This window comes from Mycolicibacterium aromaticivorans JS19b1 = JCM 16368 (assembly GCF_000559085.1).
Lineage (GTDB): Bacteria > Actinomycetota > Actinomycetes > Mycobacteriales > Mycobacteriaceae > Mycobacterium > Mycobacterium aromaticivorans.
The window spans coordinates 1,944,993-1,970,213 of the sequence record NZ_JALN02000001.1 but is presented as its reverse complement, the minus strand read 5'-3'; the positions used below and the strand labels follow the sequence as shown (position 1 = coordinate 1,970,213).

At 67.6% G+C, this 25,221-nt stretch carries 26 protein-coding genes and 1 pseudogene; 13 read left to right on the top strand and 14 right to left on the bottom strand.

Going from position 1 to position 25,221, the window contains the following annotated elements:
* Nucleotide 1 precedes the first annotated feature (1 nt).
* The 7 genes and pseudogenes from Y900_RS32980 to Y900_RS09535 form a co-directional block, all read right to left on the bottom strand.
* A pseudogene (locus Y900_RS32980) lies at nucleotides 2-139 on the bottom strand (amidohydrolase family protein); the annotation flags it as partial.
* Nucleotides 136-1,698, bottom strand: a complete 1,563-nt coding sequence (locus tag Y900_RS09560) for a GMC family oxidoreductase (RefSeq protein ID WP_036341643.1) — start codon at nucleotides 1,696-1,698, stop codon at nucleotides 136-138. The gene Y900_RS09560 and the pseudogene Y900_RS32980, both read right to left, overlap by 4 nt.
* Nucleotides 1,698-1,889: a ferredoxin gene (locus tag Y900_RS09555; protein ID WP_036341642.1), complete on the bottom strand. Its 192-nt coding sequence runs from the start codon at nucleotides 1,887-1,889 to the stop codon at nucleotides 1,698-1,700. Before Y900_RS09555 ends, Y900_RS09560 begins: the two co-directional genes overlap by 1 nt.
* A gap of 14 nt (nucleotides 1,890-1,903) precedes the next feature.
* Entirely contained in the window at nucleotides 1,904-2,329 is a 426-nt protein-coding gene (locus Y900_RS09550) for a hypothetical protein (RefSeq protein WP_036341640.1), read from the bottom strand.
* Nucleotides 2,329-2,856 carry a hypothetical protein gene (locus Y900_RS09545; RefSeq protein WP_036341638.1) on the bottom strand — a complete coding sequence of 176 codons (528 nt, stop codon included), beginning with the start codon at nucleotides 2,854-2,856 and terminating at the stop codon, nucleotides 2,329-2,331. Before Y900_RS09545 ends, Y900_RS09550 begins: the two co-directional genes overlap by 1 nt.
* Nucleotides 2,853-4,208 carry an aromatic ring-hydroxylating oxygenase subunit alpha gene (locus Y900_RS09540; RefSeq protein WP_036341636.1) on the bottom strand — a complete coding sequence of 452 codons (1,356 nt, stop codon included), beginning with the start codon at nucleotides 4,206-4,208 and terminating at the stop codon, nucleotides 2,853-2,855. The genes Y900_RS09545 and Y900_RS09540 overlap by 4 nt, the downstream gene beginning before the upstream one ends.
* A 96-nt stretch (nucleotides 4,209-4,304) precedes the next feature.
* Nucleotides 4,305-4,943, bottom strand: coding sequence for a hypothetical protein (locus tag Y900_RS09535; RefSeq protein WP_036341634.1), 639 nt, complete (start codon nucleotides 4,941-4,943; stop codon nucleotides 4,305-4,307).
* A gap of 51 nt (nucleotides 4,944-4,994) precedes the next feature.
* On the opposite strand from Y900_RS09535, the gene Y900_RS09530 reads away from it, so the two are divergent.
* From Y900_RS09530 to Y900_RS09515, 4 genes are all read left to right on the top strand, one after another.
* Entirely contained in the window at nucleotides 4,995-5,903 is a 909-nt protein-coding gene (locus Y900_RS09530; protein WP_036341632.1) for a phosphoribosylaminoimidazolesuccinocarboxamide synthase, read from the top strand.
* Nucleotides 5,900-8,011 (top strand): S9 family peptidase, encoded by a 2,112-nt coding sequence (locus Y900_RS09525; RefSeq protein ID WP_036341630.1) that lies wholly within the window; start codon nucleotides 5,900-5,902, stop codon nucleotides 8,009-8,011. Before Y900_RS09530 ends, Y900_RS09525 begins: the two co-directional genes overlap by 4 nt.
* Entirely contained in the window at nucleotides 8,008-8,496 is a 489-nt protein-coding gene (locus Y900_RS09520) for a glutathione peroxidase (protein ID WP_036341628.1), read from the top strand. Before Y900_RS09525 ends, Y900_RS09520 begins: the two co-directional genes overlap by 4 nt.
* Nucleotides 8,497-8,564: 68 nt before the next feature.
* A complete protein-coding gene (locus Y900_RS09515) occupies nucleotides 8,565-9,269 on the top strand; it encodes a DUF2334 domain-containing protein (RefSeq protein WP_036341626.1) in 705 nt (234 codons plus the stop codon).
* On the opposite strand, the gene Y900_RS09510 is transcribed toward Y900_RS09515, so the two are convergent.
* Both Y900_RS09510 and Y900_RS09505 read right to left on the bottom strand, forming a co-directional pair.
* On the bottom strand, nucleotides 9,270-10,076 hold the full coding sequence (locus Y900_RS09510) for an SDR family oxidoreductase (RefSeq protein WP_036341625.1): 807 nt from the start codon (nucleotides 10,074-10,076) through the stop codon (nucleotides 9,270-9,272).
* A gap of 27 nt (nucleotides 10,077-10,103) precedes the next feature.
* The gene (locus Y900_RS09505) at nucleotides 10,104-10,742 is read right to left on the bottom strand and encodes an MBL fold metallo-hydrolase (protein WP_036341624.1); all 639 of its coding nucleotides are present in this window, start codon (nucleotides 10,740-10,742) and stop codon (nucleotides 10,104-10,106) included.
* A gap of 10 nt (nucleotides 10,743-10,752) precedes the next feature.
* Here Y900_RS09505 and Y900_RS09500 point away from each other — a divergent pair, with 10 nt between their 5' ends.
* From Y900_RS09500 to purQ, 3 genes are read left to right on the top strand one after another with little or no spacing between them, the layout of a single operon-like run.
* A complete protein-coding gene (locus tag Y900_RS09500; protein WP_237752534.1) occupies nucleotides 10,753-11,430 on the top strand; it encodes an ATPase in 678 nt (225 codons plus the stop codon).
* A 54-nt stretch (nucleotides 11,431-11,484) separates the two neighbouring features.
* Nucleotides 11,485-11,724 (top strand): phosphoribosylformylglycinamidine synthase subunit PurS, encoded by a 240-nt coding sequence (gene purS, locus Y900_RS09495; protein WP_036341623.1) that lies wholly within the window; start codon nucleotides 11,485-11,487, stop codon nucleotides 11,722-11,724.
* Nucleotides 11,721-12,398 (top strand): phosphoribosylformylglycinamidine synthase subunit PurQ, encoded by a 678-nt coding sequence (gene purQ / locus Y900_RS09490; protein ID WP_036341621.1) that lies wholly within the window; start codon nucleotides 11,721-11,723, stop codon nucleotides 12,396-12,398. Before purS ends, purQ begins: the two co-directional genes overlap by 4 nt.
* Nucleotides 12,399-12,535: 137 nt before the next feature.
* On the opposite strand, the gene Y900_RS09485 is transcribed toward purQ, so the two are convergent.
* Together Y900_RS09485 and Y900_RS09480 are read right to left on the bottom strand one after the other, a co-directional pair.
* Nucleotides 12,536-13,333 (bottom strand): family 1 encapsulin nanocompartment shell protein, encoded by a 798-nt coding sequence (locus tag Y900_RS09485; protein WP_036341619.1) that lies wholly within the window; start codon nucleotides 13,331-13,333, stop codon nucleotides 12,536-12,538.
* A complete protein-coding gene (locus Y900_RS09480; protein WP_036341616.1) occupies nucleotides 13,333-14,355 on the bottom strand; it encodes a Dyp-type peroxidase in 1,023 nt (340 codons plus the stop codon). Before Y900_RS09480 ends, Y900_RS09485 begins: the two co-directional genes overlap by 1 nt.
* Nucleotides 14,356-14,373: 18 nt before the next feature.
* On the opposite strand from Y900_RS09480, the gene Y900_RS09475 reads away from it, so the two are divergent.
* Nucleotides 14,374-15,669 (top strand): M18 family aminopeptidase, encoded by a 1,296-nt coding sequence (locus tag Y900_RS09475; protein WP_081845048.1) that lies wholly within the window; start codon nucleotides 14,374-14,376, stop codon nucleotides 15,667-15,669.
* A 3-nt stretch (nucleotides 15,670-15,672) separates the two neighbouring features.
* Here the strand turns inward: Y900_RS09475 and Y900_RS09470 are convergent, their stop codons facing one another.
* On the bottom strand, nucleotides 15,673-16,518 hold the full coding sequence (locus Y900_RS09470; protein WP_036341613.1) for a DUF4436 domain-containing protein: 846 nt from the start codon (nucleotides 16,516-16,518) through the stop codon (nucleotides 15,673-15,675).
* Nucleotides 16,519-16,759: 241 nt separating this feature from the next.
* Between Y900_RS09470 and purL the strand changes: the two genes are divergently transcribed.
* The 3 genes from purL to Y900_RS09455 are packed head-to-tail and all read left to right on the top strand — an operon-like array spanning nucleotide 16,760 to nucleotide 21,380.
* Nucleotides 16,760-19,054 (top strand): phosphoribosylformylglycinamidine synthase subunit PurL, encoded by a 2,295-nt coding sequence (gene purL / locus Y900_RS09465; RefSeq protein ID WP_036341610.1) that lies wholly within the window; start codon nucleotides 16,760-16,762, stop codon nucleotides 19,052-19,054.
* The gene (locus tag Y900_RS09460) at nucleotides 19,051-20,835 is read left to right on the top strand and encodes an alpha/beta hydrolase (protein WP_036341607.1); all 1,785 of its coding nucleotides are present in this window, start codon (nucleotides 19,051-19,053) and stop codon (nucleotides 20,833-20,835) included. The genes purL and Y900_RS09460 overlap by 4 nt, the downstream gene beginning before the upstream one ends.
* On the top strand, nucleotides 20,832-21,380 hold the full coding sequence (locus tag Y900_RS09455; protein ID WP_051659981.1) for an Rv0804 family intramembrane glutamic endopeptidase: 549 nt from the start codon (nucleotides 20,832-20,834) through the stop codon (nucleotides 21,378-21,380). The genes Y900_RS09460 and Y900_RS09455 overlap by 4 nt, the downstream gene beginning before the upstream one ends.
* On the opposite strand, the gene Y900_RS09450 is transcribed toward Y900_RS09455, so the two are convergent.
* Nucleotides 21,377-21,787, bottom strand: coding sequence for a PPOX class F420-dependent oxidoreductase (locus Y900_RS09450; RefSeq protein ID WP_036341604.1), 411 nt, complete (start codon nucleotides 21,785-21,787; stop codon nucleotides 21,377-21,379). The two genes, Y900_RS09455 and Y900_RS09450, sit on opposite strands and share 4 nt — an antisense overlap.
* Nucleotides 21,788-21,841: 54 nt before the next feature.
* Here Y900_RS09450 and Y900_RS09445 point away from each other — a divergent pair, with 54 nt between their 5' ends.
* Both Y900_RS09445 and purF read left to right on the top strand, forming a co-directional pair.
* Nucleotides 21,842-22,234: a sterol carrier family protein gene (locus Y900_RS09445; protein WP_036341602.1), complete on the top strand. Its 393-nt coding sequence runs from the start codon at nucleotides 21,842-21,844 to the stop codon at nucleotides 22,232-22,234.
* Nucleotides 22,235-22,323: 89 nt separating this feature from the next.
* Entirely contained in the window at nucleotides 22,324-23,856 is a 1,533-nt protein-coding gene (gene purF / locus Y900_RS09440; protein ID WP_036346302.1) for an amidophosphoribosyltransferase, read from the top strand.
* Nucleotides 23,857-23,859: 3 nt separating this feature from the next.
* On the opposite strand, the gene Y900_RS09435 is transcribed toward purF, so the two are convergent.
* Complete coding sequence (locus Y900_RS09435; protein WP_036346300.1) at nucleotides 23,860-25,182, bottom strand: DUF2867 domain-containing protein; 1,323 nt, start codon at nucleotides 25,180-25,182, stop codon at nucleotides 23,860-23,862.
* Between the last annotated feature and the right edge of the window lie 39 nt (nucleotides 25,183-25,221).

The following is a 25,221-nucleotide window of genomic DNA, read 5'->3' as shown; positions in this document are numbered from 1 at the left end:
AGGCGCCACCGGTGGCGTCGAGCGGGTCGACACGCTCGCGGTAGTCGTCGACGGTGAACTTCGCGGGCAGGTAGCCGTTGTTGGGCACCAGCGGAAACCGGGGATCGATGATGTGGAAATGCGCATCAAAGACGGTCACAGGTCCGCCTTGATGAAGTCGGCGCACCGCTCACCGACCAGGATCGACGGGGCGTTGGTGTTGGCCCGGGGTATACACGGGAACACCGACGCGTCGGCCACCCGCAGGCCGGTGACGCCGCGCACTTTCAGATTCTCGTCCAATACGCTGCCCGCGTCGATGCCCATCGCCGCCGAGCAGGCCGGGTGCCCGGTGGTGGCGACCGAACTACGCAGCCACGCCTCGATCTGGGCGTCGGTGACGACGTCCGGGCCGGGGTGTAGTTCGGTGGTGATCACCGAGGCGAACGGCTCGGTGGCGACGATCTCCCGGGTGCGCCGCACGATGCGGGTGAACGCCTGGACGTCGTCGGGGTGGGCCAATGTGTTGAGCCGAATCTTCGGCGGCACATGCGGATCGGCGGACTGCACCAGCACGGTGCCCCGGCTTCTCGGAGTCCAGTAGGACTGCAGCACCGACGAGGCACGGCGAAGCTCTTGCTCCATCGCGATCAGATTGACGTAGCTGGGCGAGTGGATCAGCTGGAAATCGGGGGCAGGCAGGTCGGGCTGGGACCGAACCTGCGCGATCGCCTCCATCGCATTGCTGGTGAGTTTCCCGGTACGCCGAAACAACCAGCGCAGCAACCACTGTGGCTTCTGAGCGTCCGACAGGCCGACGAAGCCGGGCTGTACGTCCCAGCTCATCGCGGCGGCCGGATGATCGGTGAGGTTGGTGCCCACCCTGGGGCTCTCGACCAATGGCGTGATGCCCGCCGCGCTGAGGTGGTCGGCCGCGCCGATGCCGGAGAGCTGCAACAGCTGTGGCGTACCGTACGCCCCGGCCGACAGGACGATCTCGCGGCCGGCGGAGACGATATGCCGCCGCCCCTTGCGTTCGTACTCCACGGCCACCGCGCGTCCGTCGCGGAGCACCAGCCGGTGCACCAGCGCCCCTGTCACCACGCTGACATTCGAGCGCCGGCGCGCCGCAGGCAGATACGCGCGAGCGGTGTTCCAGCGCTGCCCTTTCCAGACCGTCACCGGCGCAATCGACGACCCGTCCAGATCAGGTCCGCCAATGTCCTCGTTGTCGCTGACACCGGCGGCGCGGGCGGCATCCAGCCATCGAATGGAGGTCACGTCGGGCTCCGCCAGCCGGGTGATCCGGACCGGGCCGGCGGTCCCGTGCGACGGGCCGCCCAGATAGTGCGACTCGATACGGCGGAACACCGGTTCGACATCGGACCACGCCCAGCCGGGCAGGTCCCAGCCGTCGTAGTCGAGGCGGGTGCCGCGGATCCACACCATCGCGTTCATCGAGCTGGTTCCGCCGAGCACGCGACCCCGGGGCTGAGGGATGACCCGGCCGTCGCACGCGGGTTCCGGTGCAGTGCGGTAGTCCCAGTCGGTCGGCCCGCCCATTTGCGCGGCGAAGGCCAGCGGCGCCCGCACCGTCAGGCGCCGGTCCGAACCGCCCGCCTCCAGCAGCAGGACGCGTGCGCTTCCTTCGGCGAGGCGCGCGGCCACCGCACAGCCCGCCGACCCGGCGCCGATGACGACGTAGTCGAATGCGGCCACTAGCCCTGTGCGCTGATGGCGTGTTCGGGGCAGTCCTGCACGGCTTTGGCGACGAGATCCTGGTATTGGTCCGGTATCTCGTCGAGCACCGCCTCGGCGTAGCCGTCGGCCGTCCAGGCGAACACGTCCGGGCACGTCGACACGCAGTCGCCGTGGCCGGCGCAGCGGTCGGGATCCACCGAAGCCTTCATCGGTTCCCTATCCGTCAGATTTCGACACCTTCGTAGCTGGCGAGCATATCTGGATCGGGCAGTGCCATTTGGAGATATACGTCGATGCGGGTGATCTTTCCGCTCGGGTCGAATTCGTAGACCGACACCGAGTTGACCGAGTTGCTGAATTCGCCGATTCTGCTGCGCTCTTCGAGCTCGAGGAACACCACGTTGCCGGCCTGGGTGACCCGCTTGAAGTCCGACTCCCACTCCGACGATGTCGCCCAGTTGGTCAGGAACGCGACGTACTCGCCCCAGTTCATCACCTCTTTGAAGTTGCCCACCCGCACGAAGTTCTGCGTGTCGATGAGTTCGGCCAGCGGCGCCCAGTTCTCGGTGCTGAAGCCCGGCTGCTTGGCCTCGTCGACCAAACGCTTCATCACGGCGCTGTAGTCCAGCACCGTCTGCGACAGCGTCATCAGACGGTCAATCCCTCCTCGGCCAGCCGCCGATCCAAGGCGTCGGTGTATTCGTGGGTTCCGTGGAACGGCCCGTGTACACCGATCGCGACGTCGAGGAAGTCGCTGTACTCGCTGTTGACGTGGGTCTCCCAGCGCACGACGTCACCGTTGTCGTCGGTGTCGATGAAACTGTAAGAGTAGAAACCCATTACGGCACCGGTATCGTTATTCGTGCCCTGCCAGCGGGTTTTCATCACGAAGCCGTTGTCGGCCGGCCAGTGCTTGAAGTCGACAGGCTTCCAGTCCGGGAACCGCAGTGAGTAGACCTTGGCCTCCATGGTCGAGGCGCGGGCGGATTCCTCCGGGAACTCGCTGAGTTTGAACGCTTCGTCACCGGTGAAGTACGGCGAGGCATACATGCAGTCCGGATGGAATTTCCAGACATCGACGAACTTCTCGCCGTCCTGCACACCCTGGCGCAGGTAAGCGTCACCGTAGGCCCGGGCCATCCGATTGTGCAGCGAGATGCGGTCTTCAAGATTCACTGTGCGGCCTTTCCTGCCATCCATCGATCCAAGGTGTCGTGAAACTTTGCGACGACGATCTCCTCGTTCACCAGCATCAGGTGATCGAGGCTCTCGTTGCGCAGCCCTGCCTGCTGACGCTGCATCTGCTGGTAATCCTGTTGCAGCGCTTCGAAATACTTGTAACTGCCTGGTTCGTCGACCTCGGTCAGGTCCACGGTGAACTGGTCGGCTATCTCCTTGGGCAGGTACATGTAGCTCGCGACATGCCAGATGCACCGGTTGGGGTCCCCGTCGGGGTGCGGCCTGGCCAAGATCACGTGGCACTCGCCGGCCCTGATGGTCATCATGAAGTTGGGGAAGAGGAACCAGCCGTGGTTGTCGCTCATCTGGGCGTCGGTCAGGCCGCTGACGTCCAAGCCCATCTCGGTGAGGTGCGCTCGGGTTGCCTTCTGCAGCAGAGTGCGCGCCGTGACCCCGTCGGGGAAGTCGATGGAGCCGTCGTCCGCGGTGTATTCCTTGACGAGTTCTTGGAATCGAGGGATCACCGCAACCGTCCCCGGGAAGGTCTCGGGCAGCGACAGAGTGCCTTCGACCTGTTTTTCGGGGGTAGCCCCCACGACGTCGAATGGCGCCATCGCGATGGTGTGGTTCTCGAAGAACTTGTAGCGCGTGGTCTCGGGCGCAATGTTGAGCACCGCCAACAGTTGTGGGTGGACTCCATTGACGTGATAGCCCTCGTTGAAGGCGTCCATGACGACCTTCCAGTTGCAGTCCAGCGCCTCTCGGACGTTCATCACCGTCGACATCAGCTCGAGGTGATACGGCTGCAGCGTCGCCATCGCCTCCGCACCGATCCACTCCGCAAGCGGCTGGGCCCCGGGGTCCGGGTTGATGAAGATGAAGCCGCCGAAGGTGTCCACCGGAACTGTGATCAGCGAGTTGTCGCTCTTGTCGATGCCGCCGGCGTTCTGTTCCCGCAGCAGTCCCTTGAGCCGGCCGTCGAGGTCGTAGGACCACAGGTGGTACTGGCACAGAAAGCCGCGCTTGGCGTTGCCGGTACGACCCTGGCAGATGGCATTGCCACGGTGCCGGCAGGCGTTGACGAAACCGCGCAGGCGCTCGTCTTTGCCCCGCACGATGAGGAAGGACTGGTCGTAGATCTTGTATTCCATCCAGTCGCCGACTGCGGGAAGGTCGTCCACCCGGCCGGCGATCTGCCACGTCTTCATCCAGATCGCCGCACGCTCGCGTTCGGCGTACTCCCGCGATCTGTAGCGGTCCGTGGAGACCTGAGACGTGAAGCTGCCCGCCAGATCGTCGAGTCCCGGTGCGTGGTCGACCCATTCGCCGGGCAGGGCTGTAGACGTCATTGATGAACCTCCCTCGTGGCCTGCTGGTGATAGTAATCAATCGTTTGATTGATTACTAGTGAAGGTTTTGGCGCGGTGACGTGCGGCCAGCGCTCGTCAGCGCGCCGGATTTCGCCAATACCGCGGGGCGGCCACACCTGCCGAGCGCAGTTCGAGGGTCGCCAGTCCGCGAATCGCATACGGGTCCTCGCGCCGCCAGGCGCCGACCGGGTCGAAGCTCACTTCGGTGAGCTTGCGCAGCGGCCGGTTGGCCAGTGCGCGCAACGCCAGCAGCTGCTCCCCGGCCGGCGTGCGGGCCAGCGCGATGACCGTCCACTTGCGGCGGAAGAACCGGATCCGAAGGAACAACCACGGCATACCGACGGCCAGGATCGGCGGTGCCGCCACCGCGAACGCCAGCACCACCGCCAGCCAACTGGCCGTGGTGTCCAGGTCGTGGCCGGCGCCCGCGACATCGAGCGCGGCCTCGCTGGCGGCCCGCAGCGGCTTGGCGACCGTGTCGCCGACCAGCGGGATCTTGTGCGCACTGTCACCGGCGGAATGCAGATTGTCCGAAATCCCGGTGGCACCGTCTTTGACCTGGCGGCCGACGTCGGCGATCGTCGTGACCGCGGTGTGCACCGCGAGCCCGACCACGACCCACACGGTGATCCACGAGGCGACCAGCAGGTCGCTGACCAACTGCGTCAGCAGCCGGCCCGGTGTGGTGGCGTAGGGCAGGAACCGCGATCTCATGGCTCGATCCCAGCACAGTCGCGCCAAGTCAGCGGCCGTTAGGCTGACGCGATGTCCCGCCCCGCTCTGAGCGACTATCAACACCTAACCAGCGGCAAGGTCCGCGAGATTTTTTCCATCGACAACGAACACCTGTTGTTCGTCGCCAGCGACCGGATCTCGGCCTACGACCACATCCTGGACAGCCTGATTCCCGACAAGGGCCGCATCCTCACCGCGATGAGCGTGTTCTTCTTCGACTTCCTCTCGGACCAGATTGACGCGCCCAACCACCTGGCCGGGCCGCCCGACGACCCGCGGATCCCCGAGGAGGTCCTGGGCCGCGCGCTGGTGGTACGCAAGCTGGCGATGGTGCCGATCGAATGCGTTGCCCGCGGCTACCTGACCGGTTCAGGCCTGCTGGACTACCAGCGCGACGGAAAGGTCTGCGGCATCGCGTTGCCGCCGGGTCTGGTCGAGGCGAGCAGATTCGACGAGCCGCTGTTCACCCCGGCGACCAAGGCCGAACTCGGCGAACATGACGAGAACATCTCATTCGACCGGGCTGTCGAGCTGGTTGGCCCGGTGCGCGCCAACCAGCTTCGCGAGCGCACGTTGCAGATCTACCTGCAGGCTGCCGACCATGCGCTGACGAGGGGCATCATCATCGCCGACACCAAGTTCGAGTTCGGTGTTGACGCCGACGGCCGGGTGGTGCTCGCCGACGAGGTCTTCACCCCGGATTCCTCGCGGTACTGGCCCGCCGACACCTACAAAGAGGGGGAGGTGCAACCCAGCTTCGACAAGCAGTTCGTCCGCAACTGGCTCACCGGGCCCGAATCAGGTTGGGACCGCTACGGTTCGGCGCCGCCACCGGCTCTGCCGGACGAGATCGTCGAGGCCACCCGCGCCCGTTACATCGAGGCCTACGAACGCATTTCGGGGCTGTCGTTCGGAGACTGGATCGGAGCAGGCGCATGAACCCACCCATCGCGAAGCGGGTCGACACCCAGCGGGTGTTCCACGACGACGTCTTCGTCGACCCCTACGAGTGGTTGCGTGAGAAGGCCGATCCGGAGGTCATCGCCCACCTCGAAGCGGAGAACGCCTACGCCGACGAGGCCACCGCGCATCTGGAACCGCTGCGGCAGAAGATCTTCGACGAGATCAAGGCGCGGACCAAGGAAACCGACATGTCGATTCCGACGCGCCGCGGCGACTGGTGGTACTACGGCCGCAGCTTCGAAGGCAAGCAGTACGGAGCGCACTGCCGCTGCCCGGTCGCCGGTCCCGACGACTGGGACCCGCCGGTGTTCGACGAGGACACCGCCGTACCCGGCGAGCAGGTGCTGCTCGACGAGAACGCCGAAGCCGACGGGCACGAGTTCTTCTCGCTCGGCGCCAGCAGCGTGAGCCTCGACGGTCACCTGCTGGCCTATTCGGTCGACACCGTCGGCGACGAGCGATACACGCTGCGGTTCAAGGACTTACGTACCGGTGAGCTGTATGCCGACGAGATCGCCGGGATCTCGTCCGGGGTGACCTGGGCGGCCGACAACGGATGCGTGTACTACACCACCGTCGACGAGGCATGGCGGCCCGACACCGTGTGGCGGCACCGGCTCGGCTCGGCCGAGCCCGACGAGCAGGTGTTCCATGAACCGGACGAACGGTTCTGGGTCGGCATGGGCCGCACCCGCAGCAACAAGTACGTGATCATCGCGGCCGGATCGGCGATCACCTCGCAGGTGTGGGTGGGTGACGCCGCCGACCCGAACGCGGAGTTCACCTCGGTGCTTCCGCGCCGCGACGGCATCGAGTACTCGGTTGAACACGCGGTGATCGGCGGCCAGGACCGCTTCCTGATCCTGCACAACGACGGCGCGGTCAACTTCACGCTGGTGGAGGCACCGGTCAGCGATCCCACCGACCAGCGCACGCTGATCGCCGCGCGCGACGACGTCCGACTGGACGGGGTCGACGCCTTCGCGGACCATCTGGTGGTCAGCTACCGGCGGGAGGCGTTGCCGCGGATTCAGTTGTGGCCCATCGGCGCCGACGGCTACGGAGCGCCGGAGGAGATCGCATTCGACTCCGAACTGGCCTCGGCGGGTCTGGCCGGCAACCCCAACTGGTCGACAGCCAAATTGCGGGTGGGCACCACCTCGTTCGTCACTCCGCTGCGCATCTACGATCTCGATCTCGCCACCGGCGAGCGCACTCTGCTGCGCGAGCAGCCGGTGCTGGGGGGCTACCGCAGCGAGGAGTACGTAGAGCGGCGCGACTGGGCGGTCGCCGAGGACGGCACCCGGGTGCCGATCTCGATAGTCCACAAGGCGGGCATCGAATTCCCGGCTCCCACGGTGTTGTACGGGTATGGCGCGTACGAGTCTTCGGAGGATCCGCGATTCTCGGTGGCGCGGCTCTCGCTGCTCGACCGGGGAATGGTCTTCGCAGTCGCCCACATTCGTGGTGGCGGCGAGATGGGACGGCTCTGGTACGAGGAGGGCAAGCTGCTCCAGAAGCGCAACACGTTCACCGACTTCATCGCGGTCGGACAGCATCTGGTCGACAGCGGGTTGACCCGGCCGCAGAATCTGGTGGCGCTCGGCGGCAGTGCGGGCGGTCTGCTGATGGGTGCGGTGGCGAACCTGGCGCCGCACCTGTTCGCCGGCATCCTCGCTCAGGTGCCGTTCGTGGACCCGCTCACCTCGATCCTCGACCCGTCGCTGCCGCTGACGGTGACCGAATGGGACGAGTGGGGAAACCCGTTGGAGAACAAGGACGTCTACTTCTACATGAAGTCCTATTCGCCGTATGAGAACGTCGAAGCCAAGGAGTACCCGGCGATCCTGGCGATGACATCGCTCAACGACACCCGCGTTCTCTACGTCGAACCCGCGAAGTGGGTTGCCGCGCTTCGGCACACCAAGACCGACGCGCATCCGGTGCTGCTGAAAACACAGATGGCCGCCGGCCACGGTGGCATCAGCGGCCGCTACGAGCGGTGGAAGGAAGCGGCGTTCCAGTACGCCTGGCTGCTGGCCACCGCAGGCACCGAGCAGCACGAGGTAACCTCACCGGCATGAGTCTGACCGACATCCCGCTCACCACCCTCGACGGCAAAGCCACCTCGCTGGCCGACTACGCCGACCGGGCGATCCTGCTGGTCAACGTCGCATCCAAGTGCGGCCTCACTCCGCAGTACGGGGCGCTGGAGCAGTTGGCCCGCGATTACGGTGACCGCGGCCTGACCGTGATCGGGGTGCCCTGCAACCAGTTCATGGGTCAGGAGCCGGGGACCGCGGAGGAGATCCAGACGTTCTGCTCCACCACCTACGGGGTGACGTTCCCGCTGCTGGCCAAGACCGACGTCAACGGCGACGACCGGCACCCGCTGTACGCCGAGCTCGCAGGCGTCGCCGACGGCGACGGCAAGGCCGGCGACATCGCGTGGAACTTCGAGAAATTCGTGATCGCGCCGGGCGGAACGGTGGTCAACCGGTTCCGGCCGCAGACCGAGCCCGATGCCCCCGAAGTGATCGCCGCGATCGAGGCGGTCCTGCCGGGTTGACCCCAATGGTCGCCTGACCTCAAGGTGGCAGACACCGTCTGGACACCTGGAATTGCCAGACTGCGAGTGTGGCTGGACAACTCATCGTGTCGGTGTCCGGGATCAGTGATCGGACGTGTGGCGACGTCGAAGAGTTCTGCGCCGCGCTCGACAGTCGCGAGGTTCCGCTCTCGCTGCTCGTCGCTCCCCGGCTCAAAGACGGCTACCGGCTGGAATCCGACTCCCGCACCATCGGCTGGCTGACGGGCCGGCGATCCGGCGGTGATGCGGTGGTGCTGCACGGATTCGACGCCGCGGCCACCAAGAAGCGCCGCGGCGAGTTCGGTGCGCTACCCGCGCACGAGGCGAATCTGCGGCTCATGGGCGCCGATCGGGTGCTCGAACACGTCGGCCTGCGGAGTCGGCTGTTCGCCGCCCCGGGCTGGACTGTCTCCGCCGGAACGGCACTGGCGTTGCCGCGCAACGGATTCCGGCTACTCGTCGATCTGCACGGCATCACCGACCTGGTCACCGGCACGACGACGCGCTCCCGGGTGGTCGGAATCGGCGAAGGGTTCGTCACCGAACCGTGGTGGTGCCGCACACTGGTGCTCTCGGCTGAACGCACCGCGCGTCGTGGCGGGATGGTCCGATTGGCCGTCACCGCAAAGCAACTGCGCAAGGTCGGGCCACGTCAGGCGATGCTCGACGCGATCGATCTGGCCCTGCTGCACGGCTGCACGCCGACGGTGTACCGCTGGGAAACCGACGCGCCCGCAGCTTCCGCCGCCTGACTAGCTGCGCGAGCTGGACCCGCTCGCCGTCGTCGCCATACCGCCGTCGACCGGGATGATCGCCCCGTTCACATAGGACCCGGCCCGGCTGGCCAGGAACACCGCGATACCGGCCATGTCGTCGTCTCGGCCGATCCGCCCCAGCGGCGACGAGGCTGCGATCGCATCCCCGAACGCGTCCAGTGTGGCGGCCATCATCTTCGACTGGAACGGCCCCGGCGCCACCGCGTTCACCGTGATGTGTTGGGGTCCAAGTTCTTTGGCCAGCACACGAGTCAACTGGTGCACGGCAGCCTTGCTGGCCGAGTACGAGTAGGTGTTCATCACCGGAACCTGGATCCCGTCGATGCTGCCGATGTTGATCACCCGTGCGGGATCGTCGGCAGTCGCGGCATTGCGCAACGCGCCGACCAGTTCCTGCACCAGCCAGAACGGCGACTTCACATTGAGGTCGAGCGCCTTGTCCCAGGCCGAGGTCGGAAACGATTCCAGCGGCTCGCCCCACGTCGCCCCGGCATTGTTGACCAGGATGTCGAGCTTGTCGGCGCCGGCCAGGACCTCGGCGGCCAGCCGCTTGCATTCGTCCTGACGGGACAGGTCGGCGGGGATGGCGCGGATCGAACCGAACTGCGACAGCTCGGCGACCACCTGCTCGCACTTGTCGGCCTTGCGCGAACTGATGATCACCTCGGCGCCGGCCTGCAGCAGGCCACGGGAGATCATCACCCCGATACCGCTGCTGCCGCCGGTGACCAGCGCGGTCTTGCCGGACAGTCCGAACAGTTTGGTCAGGTCAGCTGTGCTCAACTCAAATGCCTCTCGCAGCAGGAGATTTCAGAACCGGAACGAACTCTCTTCCGGCAGCACCCGGAAATCCGTGTCGGTCATCTCGGTGAGGCGACCGTAGTAGATGCCGCGCGCCTCAGGGGCCACCACCCCCTGATGGATCGGGACCGCGTGCTCCGGCGCGACCGTCCGCAGATAATCCACCGCCTCGGAGATCTTCATCCACGGGGCGGCCGCGGGGGTGGCCAGTACGTCCACCGGCTCGCCGGGGACGAACAGCGCGTCACCGGGGTGCATGAGCCTGGCCGGATGCTCGGCGTCGCCGACCAGGTACGAGATGTTGTCGATGACCGGAATCTCCGGATGGATGACGGCGTGGCGCCCGCCCACCCCGCGGATGGTCAGACCGGCCACGTTCAGCTCGTCGCCGACCTGGACGGCGCGCCAGGGTTCGCCGAGCTCGGCCGCGGTCGCCGGATCGGCGTAGAGCACCGCGTTCGGGTTGGCCTCCACCAGCGCGGGCAGCCGTTCGCGGTCGGCATGGTCGGGATGCTGGTGGGTGATCAGGATCGCCGACAGGCCGGTCACGCCCTCGAAGCCGTGCGAGAAATTGCCCGGATCGAACAGCAAGGTGGCGCCGTCGAACTCGGCGAGAAGACATGAATGCCCGAAATGCGTCAGCTCCATGCTTACGATTGTGCGCGCACTGGAAGGCGTCGAATACATGCGGTTGGTCATCGCGGTGATGCTGGTGGCCTGCGGGCTCGCCGTACCGCCGGACGCTGCCGCCGATCCGGACACCTGCCCGCCCAACTGCGACCGCATCCCGGAGGCGGCGTGGGTTGCCCCGTGGGCGATACCGCTCAACGCCCGCTACGCCTGGCCCCGGCTGGCCGGGGTGGCGGTCACCGCCGTCGCTCCCCGGTTCCGGTTCGAGGAGTTGTGCGGGACCCCGCCGGTGGCCCAGGATCCACGCGCATACGCCGTTGCCGAACGCGCCACCGTCGTCAACCCCGACGGCCAGTGGCAGCTGCAGGCGCAGGTGATGCACTGGCGAGGAGAGACCTGGCGCGGCGGCCAACTGGCGCAGGACGTCTTCCACGCCGCGGTGGCCGCGCTGCGGTCCTGCCAGCGCACCAACCCGACGGCGTCGCCGTCGCTGACCGTCAACGAGCCCGACCGGATGGCCGCGGTGATCAGCGGTCCGGTGATCCTGCGCGAGTACGTGGTGGCCGATCCGGACAACAGCACGGTGACCGAGCTGGCGATGTGGTCAACAGCACCGCCGCAGACCGCATGGCCGATGCCCAGCGACGACAACCTGCTCGACGCCCTCGGCGCGCCGCTGTGCACCGCCTACATCGGGTCCTGCTGATGGGCCGCCGGTAGAGTTACACCGCAACATTCCCCGACGTCAGCAGGAGCGCCTGTGGCCCGAGTAGTGGTCAACGTGATGCCCAAAGCCGAGATCCTCGACCCGCAAGGTCAGGCGATCGTCGGTGCACTGGGCCGTCTGGGACACACCGGCATCTCGGATGTGCGGCAGGGCAAGCGATTCGAGCTCGAGGTCGACGATTCGATCAGCGATTCGGCGCTCGCGGAGATCGCCGAATCGCTTCTGGCGAACACCGTGATCGAGGACTGGTCGGTCACCCGGGAGCCAGAGTGAGCGCCCGGATCGGGGTCATCACCTTCCCCGGCACGCTCGACGACGTCGACGCCGCCCGTGCGGTACGGCTCGCCGGCGCCGAGGCGGTCAACCTCTGGCACGGCGACGCCGACCTCAAGGGCGTCGACGCCGTGGTGGTGCCGGGCGGTTTCTCCTATGGCGACTACCTGCGCTGCGGTGCGATCGCGAAGTTCGCGCCGGTGATGGGCGAGGTGATCACCGCCGCCAGGGCCGGCCTGCCGGTGCTCGGCATCTGCAACGGCTTCCAGGTGCTCTGCGAGGCCGGACTGCTGCCGGGTGCGCTGACCCGCAACGCCGGGCTGCACTTCATCTGCCGCGATGTCTGGTTGCGGGTGGATTCGATCACCAGCGCTTGGACGTCGCGGTACGAATCCGGCGCCGAACTTCTGGTGCCGCTGAAGTCCGGCGAGGGCCGCTACGTGGCCAGCGAGGCCGTGCTCGACGAGCTCGAAGGCGAAGGCCGGGTGGTGTTCCGCTACGCCGAGAACCTCAACGGCTCGATGCGCGACATCGCCGGGATCAGCTCCGCAAATGGCCGGGTGGTCGGGCTGATGCCGCACCCCGAACACGCCACCGAAGCGCTGACCGGTCCGTCCGACGACGGGCTCGGCATCTTCTACTCCGCGCTGGACGCCGTCCTCGCCGCCAGCTAGTCGAGTCGAGTCGACCGAGCACGCCGTCGCCGAAATTGAGCTCACGCAGGAAAAATGCGAGTAGGGACCTGCGAGATGTCAGTCTCGACGACATGTTGCCGACCTCAGGTGGTCGATCTCGGTGCGACTGCTGAAACTCAGGCGGTCAGGGCGACCGACGCCTCAGCGGTGTAGCACAGGAACGTCAGCGTTTCCTCCAGGTACAGCTGCACCGTCTCCGCGTCATGGCTCAGGTAGCCGATCGCGACGTCGGTGCCCAGCTGCAGGTCGAAGTCGCCGCCGCGGGTGCTCAGCAGGAACGCGCCGTCGATCGCGGGCGCCCAGATGATCTCACCGTCGACCAGCCGGTTGAGGTGCTCCAGGAGCGGATAGCCGTGCTCGGTGGTTTCACTGACCTTGGTGTAGGCGTCGGCGGACAGCAACACCGAGTAGGGACCGTCCACGCCGGCCAGCCGAAGTTCCGAGAGCGCCTGGGCGAAGACGTCGGGGTACTCGCGGGCATCCTCCGGCAGGGTCAACGCCGGGTTCGAGCTGCACATCCGAATACCGTCGATCGAGGCCTCCTGGTAGCCCTCGAAGATCGCGCGGTCCTCGATGAACGCCAGCTTCTTGGCCGCGGCCTTGACCGGATCCCAGTCCGAGTCCTGCGCACCGCGCTCCACGTCGTCGATCGCGGTGCGCGACACCGTGAACGGCACCCGCAGCCGAACCAGCGGCTTGGATTCCCGAAGGTGCGCCAGCACGCCGTCGGCCGGCGCCGCCACGTCGCGCAGATGACCGGTGCTCACCCCGGCCGTCACCGGACCTCCAGGCTCGCTGACGTCGACGACGCGACGGCCTGCAATATGCCGCTTGAACGTCCGGCTGGCCTCCAATTCGATTTCACTCCAAGCCGATTCGGTGATCGGAGCGAGCTCGCGGTAGAGGTTGTTCATCAGGACTGTCCTTTCAGGCTGCCGATCGCCAATGAGCCGTCGGAGGTGGGGGCGGGTGCCGGGGAGGCTGCGTCGACGTCGCCGGCGCCCGGCATCGGCGGCGGATCGTTGAGGAAATCGGTGATGGGGGTGAAAAACAGGGTGCCGGTGACGGCGGTGGAGAAATCCAGGATCCGGTCGGTGTTCCCGGGCGGGTCGCCGATGAACATGTTCTCCAGCATCTTCTCGGTGACGGCCGGGGAGCGCGAGTAGCCGATGTAATACGTGCCGAACGCGTCTTTGCCGATCTCCCCGAACGGCATGTTGTGCCGCAGGATCTTGAGTTCGTTGCCGTCGGCATCCTCGATCACGTTGAGCGCGATGTGCGAGTTGGCCGGCTTCACGTCGTCGGCCATCTCGATGTCCTCGAGTTTGGAACGGCCGATGACGCGTTCCTGTTCGGTCACCGACAGCGACTCCCACGACGTCATGTCGTGCAGGTACTTCTGCACATGCACGTAACAGCCGCCGGCGAAATCCGGATCCTCGTCCCCGATTTGGCTGGCGCTCACCGCGATTGGACCATCCGGGTTCTCGGTTCCGTCGACGAAGCCGAGCAGGTCGCGGTTGTCGAAGAACTTGAAGCCGTGCACCTCGTCGACGATCGTGATCGCCCCCGCCATCGCCTTGGCGACCCGGCTGGCCAGCTCGAAGCACACGTCGAGCACCTCGGCGCGGATGTGGAACAACAGATCACCCGCAGTGGACGGGGCGTGGTGGCGGGCGCCGTGCAGCTCGACGAACGGGTGCAGATCTTTTGGGCGCGGTCCGGAGAACAGCCGATCCCACGCCTGCGATCCGATCGACGTCACCATCGAGAGGTGCTTGGACGGGTCGCGAAAGCCGATCGCCCGGACCAGCCCGGCAAGGTCGGGCAGCGCGTCGTGCACCGCCGCCTCGCCGTCGTCGTCGATCGTGGCCACCAGGAAGATGGCGGCAGGTGTCAGGGGAGCCAGTACCGGTTGCGGGAGCGGGGTGGGCACCGTCTGACCCTAACGAAAATGACGTCGGCGATGATGGTGATCATGTCCACAGCTGCCACCGCGCGGGGATTGTGCGAATTCATCGACGCGTCGCCGTCGCCGTTCCACGTCTGCCAGTCGGCGGCGCAGCGGCTGCGCGACGCGGGCTACACCGAACTGGCCGAGACCGATCGATGGCCCGACCGGGGCGGTCGGTTCTTCACCGTGCGAGCCGGCTCGCTGGTCGCCTGGCAGAGCACGGACCCCGGCCTGCCGTTCCGGATCGTCGGCGGCCACACCGACAGCCCGAACCTGCGCGTCAAACAGCATCCGGACCGGGTGGTGGCCGGCTGGCAGGTGGTGGCCCTCGAGCCGTACGGCGGAGCGTGGCTCAACTCGTGGCTGGACCGCGACCTCGGGATCAGCGGCCGGCTCTCGGTGCGTGACCGCAGCGCTGACGGCGGGGTGTCGCACCGGCTGGTGCGCATCGACGCCCCGATCCTGCGGGTGCCGCAGCTGGCCATCCACCTGGCCGAAGACCGCGCAGCGGTCAAGCTCGATCCGCAACGCCATGTGAACGCGGTCTGGGGGCTGGGGGACACGCCACGGTCGTTCTTGTCCTACGTCGCCGAGAAGGCCGGGGTGAACCCGGCCGACCTGTTGTCGGCCGACCTGATGACCCACGACCTGACCCCGTCGGCGCTGATCGGTGTGGACGGCGAATTCGTCAGCGCACCCAGGCTGGACAACCAGGGCACCTGCTACGCCGGGCTGGAAGCGCTCCTGGCCGCCGAGCCACGCGGCTATCTGCCGGTGCTGGCACTGTTCGACCACGAAGAGGTCGGCTCGACGTCGGATCACGGCGCCCAGTCCGATTTGCTGCTGACCACGCTGGAGCGCATCGTGCTGGCCGCCGGTGGTGACCGCGAGGATTTCCTGCGTCGGCTCACCGCGTCCATGGTGGCCTCCGGCGACATGGCGCACGCGACCCATCCCAACTACCCCGACCGCCACGAACCCGGGCACCTGATCGCCGTCGACGGCGGCCCGGTGCTCAAGGTGCAACCGAACCTGCGCTACGCCACCGACGGCCGGACCGCGGCCGCGTTCGAACTGGCCTGCCGGCAGGCAGGCGTGCCGCTACAGCGCTACGAGCACCGTGCCGACCTGCCGTGCGGCTCGACGATCGGGCCCATGACGTCTGCGCGCACCGGTATCCCCACCGTGGACGTCGGGGCGGCCCAGCTGGCCATGCACTCGGCCCGCGAACTGATGGGTGCGGCCGACATCATCGCGTATGCCGCTGCGCTGCAAGCATTTCTGGCGCCGGAGTAAGCCTCACAGCTTGTCGAACGCCGGGTTGAGGTGGCGCCACCAGCACGCGATGTAGAGCGCCATCGACGCCACCAACGCGACGATGACCCACAGGATCACGGTCACGTCGATCCAGGTCCCGATCGTCGGTGCGTCGGGAAGCGCGTTGCGCAGCGGCACCACGGCGAACAGCATTGCGGCGAACCAGGTTGTCATCGGCGGCTGGAACTTGCGCCGATCGCGAATGGTCTGCACCGAGACCGTGATGCCCAGCACCGCGATCGTTACCAGCGCCGCCAGCAGGATCGCCACCACCGCGGCAGTACTCGGCGAGCGCTGGATGTCCAGCTGGTAGGCCCCGGATGCGGTGCCCTGCCCGATCGGCTGAGCCCGGAACTGCCAGCCGGGGGTCCGGTCGAAGATCGACGGCGACACACGCGTCACCGCGTGGCTGTTACCCGCTGTGACCTCGATGGTCAGCGGGCCCGCCCGATAGTGGTCGAAGGGATAGGTGCCGGGGTCGCCGGTCATGGCCAGCGTCACCGGGATTACGCCCGGGGTCGAGCCCTTGGTCCACGTCCTGATGGTCGGTGTGATCCCCGAATCCACGGTCATACTCAGGTCGTCGATGAGCCCGTGGGTCATCGGATCCACCAGTTTCGCGCCTGGGACCACCGTCACGTTGATGACCAATTCGCCCCTCGCGGAGTGAACCTCGTCCAGGTCGGCGTGCACGGTGGTCCCGTCCGAGGTGGCGGTCCCCTGAACGAGCCGTGACGGTTCGCCCAGACCGGTGCCCGCGTACAGCGAGATCGTCGCGATGTATGCGCCGATGAGGACGATCACAATTGCGATGAGGCGAACCTTCATACTCAGCCTTCCCCAAAGTTGCTGCGCGTAGTGCACATAGCGTGGCACAGGCGGACGGCCTCGATGCAGGGCCCACCACCCGGGGCGCCCGCGATGACGCCGGACGTGCGCCGCGGCGGCCACCGGCCCACAACGGCCACGGGTGGTGACCGTGGTGCTGATGGGGTCGAGGAGCGTCGACGCTTACGCCCACGGGTGCAAGGGCGCGGCGGCGCGCAGTTGCGCCACTAGACTGTTTGGCGTGACATCTGGGCTCTCTGGAGCAGTCGACACCGTCGACCACGCGTCAACCACCCCCGAGCACCCGCAGCCGTATCGCGAACTCGGCCTCAAAGACGACGAGTATCAGCGGATCCGGGACATCCTCGGTCGCAGGCCCACCGACGCCGAGCTCGCCATGTACTCGGTGATGTGGAGCGAACACTGCTCGTACAAGTCCTCCAAGGTGCACCTGCGCTACTTCGGTGAGACCACCACGGAGGCGATGCGGTCCTCGATGCTGGCCGGTATCGGCGAGAACGCCGGCGTGGTGGACATCGGCGACGGCTGGGCGGTGACGTTCAAGGTCGAGTCGCACAACCATCCGTCCTATGTCGAGCCCTATCAGGGCGCGGCCACCGGTGTCGGCGGCATCGTGCGCGACATCATGGCCATGGGTGCGCGACCGGTGGCGGTCATGGACCAACTGCGGTTCGGTGCGGCCGATGCCCCCGACACCCGGCGGGTGCTCGACGGCGTGGTCCGCGGCGTCGGCGGCTACGGCAACTCGCTCGGCCTGCCGAACATCGGCGGCGAGACGGTGTTCGACGCCTCCTACGCCGGCAACCCTCTGGTGAACGCGCTGTGCGTGGGGGTGTTGCGCAAGGAAGATCTACACCTGGCGTTCGCCTCCGGCACCGGCAACAAGATCATCCTGTTCGGCGCGCGCACCGGTCTCGACGGAATCGGCGGGGTGTCGGTGCTGGCGTCGGACACCTTCTCCGGCGACGAGTCCGGCGCGGGCCGCAAGAAGCTGCCGAGCGTCCAGGTGGGTGACCCCTTCACCGAGAAGGTGCTCATCGAATGCTGCCTGGAGCTGTACGCCGCCGGTCTGGTGGTCGGGATCCAGGACCTCGGCGGCGCCGGATTGTCCTGTGCGACATCCGAACTCGCTTCTGCCGGCGATGGCGGCATGCGCATCGAGCTGGACCGGGTGCCGCTGCGGGCCAAGGACATGACCCCGGCCGAGGTGCTGTCCAGCGAGTCGCAGGAACGCATGTGCGCGGTGGTCACCCCGGAGAACGTCGACGCGTTCCTGGCGGTGTGCCGCAAATGGGATGTGCTGGCCACCGTCATCGGTGAGGTCACCGACGGCGACCGCCTGCAGATCACCTGGAACGGCGAGACGGTCGTCGACGTTCCGCCGCGCACCGTGGCTCACGAAGGCCCGGTGTACGAGCGGCCGGTGCAGCGGCCCGACAGCCAGGACGCGCTGATCGCCGACACGTCGGCCAGGTTGCCCAGGCCGCAAACGGGTGACGAGCTGCGCGCGACTGTGCTTGCGCTGGTTGGCAGTCCGCATCTGTGCAGCCGCGCGTTCATCACCGAGCAGTACGACCGCTACGTGCGCGGTAATACCGTGCTGGCCGAGCACGCCGACGGCGGCGTGCTGCGCATCGACGAAACCACCGGCCGCGGTATCGCGCTGTCCACCGATGCGTCCGGGCGTTACACCCAACTCGACCCGTACACCGGCGCACAGCTGGCACTGGCCGAGGCCTACCGCAACGTCGCCGTCACCGGCGCGACGCCGGTCGCGGTGACCAACTGCCTCAACTTCGGTTCGCCCGAAGACCCCGGGGTGATGTGGCAGTTCTCGCAGGCCGTCCGCGGATTGGCGGATGGCTGTGCAGCCCTTGGCATTCCGGTCACCGGCGGGAATGTCAGCTTTTACAATCAGACCGGGGCGACCCCCATCCTGCCGACCCCGGTGGTAGGTGTGCTGGGCGTCCTCGACGACGTGACGCGCCGGCTGCCCACCGGGCTCGGCAACGAGCCGGGGGAGACCCTGCTGCTGCTCGGCGACACCCGCGATGAGTTCGACGGCTCGATATGGGCGCAGGTCACCGGCGACCATCTCGGCGGTGTGCCGCCACAGGTGGACCTGGAGCGGGAGAAGCTCCTCGCCGAGGTGCTGGCGGCCGCGTCCCGCGACGGCCTGGCCTCGGCAGCCCACGACCTGAGTGAAGGCGGGCTCATCCAGGCGGTCATCGAAGCGGCGCTGGCCGGTGAAACCGGTTGCCGCATCGTGCTTCCCGAAGGCACCGATCCGTTCACGTTCCTCTTCTCAGAGTCCGCGGGCCGTGCCCTTGTCGCCGTGCCGCGCACCGAGGAGAGCCGCTTCGTGTCGATGTGCGAGGCTCGCGGGCTGCCGGTAACCCGGATCGGTGTGTCGGACCCCGGCTCGGATTCCGTTGACGTGCAAGGCTTGTTCACCGTGACGCTGGCGGAGCTGCGCGCCACCTCCGAGAAAGTGCTGCCCGGGCTGTTCGGATGACCAGTGCGGTCGACGACGTCACCGGTGAGGCTCAGGCCCCGCCCGGGACACGGCGTCACCGCGAGTCGCTGATCGAGTGGGCATGGAGCCTGGTCCGGCTGGACTTCGTCGGGGTGGCGGTCGGCGCGCTGTTCTTCTGCCTGTCGCTGACTCCGTCGTTGGTGCCGCGCGACTGGGTGCTGGCCGGTGTGATCGGCGGGATCAACGCCGCCATCGGGTACGGCATCGGGGTGCTCGCAGGCAAGGCGGTTCGCCGGCTTTTCCTCGGTCACCAGCCGTGGTGGCCGCCGAGTGCGCGGGTCACCGTCCGCCTCAAGGCCGCGACCGTGGTGCTCTCGACCGGTGCCAGCGTGCTGATGCTGGTGCCTGCCGCCGCCTGGCAGCGCGAGATCGCGGCGGTCATGGGTATCGAAGGTCCGTCCACGCTGATCTACCTGCGCACGCTGGCCGTCGCGCTGGTTGCCGGTGGTCTGTTCGTCAGCGCCGCGCGCGTGATCAAGGACGCCATCAAGTTTCTCGCGCGGCTGATGATCCGGCGCTGGCACATCAACGACGAGGTCGCGATGTTCATCGGCACCGCGATCGTCGTGGTGCTGGTCATCACCCTCGTCAACGGTGTGCTCTACCGCGGCTTCATCGCCGGTGCCAGCGCGGTGTTCCAACCACAGAATGACACCACCCGTCCCGGCGTCGAACAACCTGTCCAGCCCGAAAGATCAGGCAGCCCAGCATCATTCGCCGCGTGGGACACCCTGGGATTCCAGGGCCGCAACTTCGTCGGCACCGGGCCGGATGCCGCCGAGCTCACCGAGCTCAACGGGCGGCCCGCGAAGGAGCCGATCCGGATCTACGCCGGCCTGGAAACGGCGGACACCACCGAGGGCCGGGTGGCTGTACTGCTCTCGGAGTTGCAGCGCACCAAGGCTTTTGAGCGAAAGATCCTGGTCATCATCCCCACCACCGGCACCGGCTGGGTCGACCCGGTGGCGGCCAGGGCCATCGAGTCGATGTACAACGGCGACACCGCGCTGGTCGCCATGCAGTACTCGTACCTGCCGAGCTGGATCTCGTTCCTGGCCGACCGCGACAAGTCGGTCGAGGCGGGCCGGGCGATGATCAACGGCATCCAGCGCCGATGGCTGCAGTGGCCGGAGGCCGCGCGGCCCAAGCTGATGCTCTACGGCGAAAGCCTGGGGTCGCTGGCCGGTCAGGGCGCGTTCGGATACCTGCCCGACGTCGTCGACAAGGGGTTCTCGTCGGTGCTGTGGGTAGGGCCGCCCAACGCCAGCGTCTTGTGGAAAGCGCTGACCGTGCGGCGCGATCCCGGCAGCCCGGAGTACCAACCGCGCTACGACGGCGGGCGCACCGTGCGGTTCGCGCAGGCGGCCGGGCCCGAGCAGATCGCCGGGATCGCGGCCTCCCCGACCTGGAAGGGCACCCGGGTGCTCTATCTGCAGCACCCGTCGGACCCGGTGGTGTGGTGGTCACCGCGGCTGCTGTTCACCAGGCCGGACTGGCTGCGCGAGCCGCCGGGGTTCGACCGCAGCCCGGCCATGCAGTGGTACCCGATCATCACGTTCTGGCAGGTGAGTGCCGACATGGCGGGCAACGTGACCAGCTCGCAGGCGGCGCCGAACGGGCACGGCCACAACTATGGCGACAGCCCGCTCGACGGCTGGGTCGCAGTCGCCGCACCCGACGGCTGGACGCATGCCGACACCGACCGCATCCGGCGCTCCCTCGACAAGCTCATCGCGGCAGGCGGGCCCGAATTCCAATGATCACCAAGGATTCCGGCGCGCCGGCCGTGCGCGCGATCGTCAGCACCGGGTTGGCGGCGGCCGTCGGTGCGCCATTGGGGTTGCGGCCGCCCCGGCTGTGGTCGGGGCTGAGGTTCGGTGCGGTGGCCTTCGGACTGGTGGCCACGGGTGTCGCGGGATTGACGGCGGTGCCGCGGGTGCGTCAAGGGATGAACGACCGCAAGATCCCGCCGGATCCCGTCCGCTGGCTGGCGCTGGAGATTCCGGTCGCCACGGCGTGGACGGAGGAGATGCTGTTTCGGGGCCTGCTTCAGACCGTCGCCGTGCGGGCGCTCGGGCCGACGTTCGGCCCGCTGGCGCAGGCGGTCGCCTTCGGGCTCTGGCACATCCCCGACGCCCGGCGGGTCGGCGACCCGGTGCTGGGCACCGTGGTGGTGACGGGCGTGGCCGGATGGGTGTTCGGCTGGCTCGCCAGACGGTCGGGAAGCGTGCTGGCGCCGGTTCTCGCGCACACGGCGTTCAACGAGTCCGCCGCGGTGGCCGCCATGGTGGTGCAGCGGCGCTAGTCGCCCGTCGTCGGCACATCCCGGCTGTCCGGCACCAGGTCGTGCGGCTCGGTCTCGGTGTCGTCGATGCCGAAGCTGATGATCCGTTTGGGCGTGATCCGGATGATCGCGTCCCCGTCGGGCGCCTCGGCCTGCTCGGCGGTGCCGCGAATCTCCAGACACCGCACCCGCCACGGGCTGCGCGAGGCGATGTCGTCGACCACGAACGCAACGGTGTTGTTGGTGGCCAGGTTGCGGAACTTGCGGCTCTTGGCCATGTTGTAGCCGACGACGTCGAGGGTGCCGAGCGCGTCGTTGTAGGAGAAGCCGACCGGACTGTTCTGCAGCGTGCCGTCCGGTGCGATGGTGGCCAGCCGGCCGAGATCCGCCGACTTCAGGTACTCGATTTCGTGCGGTTTGAACGTCATCACATCACGGTAGGACCTCAACTTCGGTTGACGTCAATACCGCATACTCGACTGGTGCCCGCCCGCAGTAGCGCCGACCCCGCAGCCACCGTCGCCGCGGTGAGCGCCGTGTCGGACTGGCTGCGCGACGACGCCGCGGCCACCCCGGACCGCCCGGCCATCGCCACGGCCGTCCGGTTGACCGCTCGCACCCTGGCCGCTCTCGCGCCCGGCGCGAGTGTCGAGGTGCGTGTGCCACCTTTTGTTGCGGTGCAATGCATCTCCGGACCCCGCCACACCCGCGGTACACCCCCCAATGTGGTGGAGGCCGATCCGCGGACGTGGCTGCGGCTGGCGACGGGTCTGCTCGACGTCGACGAGGCATCCCGACTCGGTGCGCTGCGGCTGTCGGGATCCCGGGCCGGCGAGGTGGCGGGCTGGCTCCCCGTCGTGACACTCACCGACTGAGGCCCCGACACTCGGCGTTCAGTTCCGTGTTTCCCGCCGATGCCCGTAAACTGGCTTACGTCACCAACCTGCGCCAGGGAGCAGCCCATATCGTGACCGAACAAGTGGAGAACGACCCTCGGGAAGAGTGCGGCGTCTTCGGCGTATGGGCTCCAGGCGAGGATGTAGCCAAACTCACTTATTACGGTCTCTATGCCCTGCAGCACAGGGGTCAGGAAGCCGCAGGCATCGCCGTCGCCGACGGATCGCAGGTCTTGGTCTTCAAGGATCTGGGTCTGGTCAGCCAGGTGTTCGACGAGCAGACGCTGGCCGCCATGCCTGGCCACGTCGCCATCGGCCACTGCCGGTATTCGACCACCGGGTCCACGACTTGGGAGAACGCCCAGCCGGTGTTCCGCAACACCGCGGCGGGCACCGGAATCGCGTTGGGCCACAACGGAAACTTGGTCAACACCGCTGATCTGGCCACTCGGGCCCGCGACGCCGGCCTAATCAACCCGAACATGCCGGGCGCGGCGACCACCGACTCCGACATTCTCGGCGCCCTGCTGGCCCACGGCGCGGCCGACTCCACCATCGAGCAGGCCGCCCTGGCATTGCTGCCCAGCGTGCGCGGTGCGTTCTGCCTGACCTTCATGGACGAGAACACGCTCTACGCCGCGCGGGACCCGCACGGCGTGCGCCCGCTGTCGCTGGGCCGGCTCGACCGCGGCTGGGTGGTGGCGTCCGAAACCGCCGCCCTCGACATCGTCGGCGCCTCCTTCGTCCGGGACATCGAACCCGGTGAGCTGCTGGCCATCGACGCCGACGGCGTGCGCTCCAGCCGCTTCGCCAACCCGACACCCAAGGGCTGCGTGTTCGAGTACGTCTACCTCGCCCGCCCCGACAGCACGCTGGCCGGGCGGTCGGTACACGGCGCGCGAGTCGACATCGGCCGCCGGCTGGCCCGCGAGAAGCCGGTCGAGGCCGACCTGGTGATCGGTGTTCCCGAGTCGGGCACCCCGGCCGCCGTCGGCTACGCCCAGGAGTCCGGGATCCCGTTCGGCCAGGGCCTGATGAAGAATGCCTACGTCGGGCGCACGTTCATCCAGCCGTCGCAGACCATCCGCCAGCTCGGTATCCGGCTCAAGCTGAACCCGCTCAAAGAGGTGATCCGCGGCAAGCGGCTCATCGTCGTCGACGACTCGATCGTCCGCGGCAACACCCAGCGCGCCCTGCTGCGGATGCTGCGGGAGGCCGGCGCCGTCGAGGTGCATGTCCGCATCGCCTCCCCGCCGGTGAAGTGGCCGTGCTTCTACGGCATCGATTTCGCCACCCCGGCCGAACTGATCGCCAACGCGGTGGACAACGAGGACGAGATGCTCGAGGCGGTGCGGCACGCGATCGGCGCCGACTCGCTGGGTTACATCTCGCAGCAAGGCATGATCGCCGCGACCGAACAGCCCGCGTCCCGGCTGTGCTGCGCCTGCTTCGACGGCAACTACCCGATCGAGTTGCCCGGCGAGACCCAGCTCGGCAAGAACGTCGTCGAGCACATGCTGGCCACGGCCGCCCGCACCGGCCTGCCGATTCAGCCGGTGTCCGTCGACAACGACAACGTCTCGGCGCTCAGCAGGCCCTGAGGCTCACCCGGCGGCTTCGCTGACCTTGCGCAGCTGCGCGCCCAGCGCCGCCGCATGCAGCGGACGCCCGGCGAGCCAGTAAAGCCGGCCCAGCAGCCCGCGCGGGTAGAAGATCGCCCGCTGTTCATATCGGCTGCCACCTCGGTCGGGTGCGACTCGCATCTCCAGCCACCGCACGCCCGGGCTGCGGCGATCGGCCCGCAGCCGCAAGAGCACACCCTCGTCACGGCTCTCGACGTGCCAGTGCTCCGGGACACTGTGCTCGACCGCTTCCCAGAGCTGCGCCGGGCTGGCCTTGGTGCGCCACGATCGGGTGTCGGTGTAGACGATGGCGCCGGCCCAGTCCGGATCGCTGGGCAGTGGCGCGGCGGTGCCGGTGTCCCAGGTCGTCTCAACCTCGCCGCGGGCGATGCGGGCCAGGGCGAGTGAGACCGCTCGCCGGTAGGGGGTGAGGCCGGCGGCCGGCCGGTCGATGATGGTGTCGATGTCGTGGTTGGCCATGACAGCATCGCAGTGCAGGGATTCGACCAGCGGACGAGCCAAACCGGACGGGATGGGCGTCACAAAGCCCACCCATAATGCGGCGATCCGCGGGGTCAGCACCGGCAGCACCACCATGTAGCGGCGGCTCAGCCCGGCCACCTCGGCATAGATCTGCATCATGTCGCCGTACTCCAGGACGTCGGGGCCGCCGATGTCCCAGGCCCGCGACTTCGGCACCTCGGCGGTGGCCGCGGCAGCGAGGTAGTGCAGCACGTCGCGGATGGCGATCGGCTGAATTTTGTTGTGCACCCATTTGGGGGTCGTCATCACCGGCAGCCGGTCGGTGAGGTGGCGGATCATCTCGAAGGACGCCGATCCTGAGCCCACCACCACCCCGGCCTGCAGCACCACTGTCTCGATGCCCGACGCGATGAGGATCTCACCGACCGTGGTGCGCGACGCCAGATGCGTTGACAGGTCCGCGCCTTCGGGGTGCAGGCCGCTGAGGTAGACGATTCGCCGCACGCCGGCACTGCGGGCCGCGGTGACGACGTTCTGGGCCGCCCGCCGTTCGTCGGCGGTGAAGTCCGCCGACGTGCCCATGGAGTGCACCAGGTAGTAGACGACGTCGACGTCGGTGAACGCCTCGGCGAGTGAGTCGGCGTCGGTGAGGTCACCGCGGGCGATCTCGATCTGGTCGCGCCACGGCACCTTCGCGAGCTTGTCCGGATTTCGCGCCAGCGCGCGCACCGCGAAGCCGTCCTCCAGCAGTCGCGGCACCAGACGGCCGCCGACGTAACCGGTGGCACCGGTCACCAAGCATCGGGTCTGCTTCGCCGACATGGATCCTCCGTTCGTCGCCTCCATAATTCGGAGCCGAGG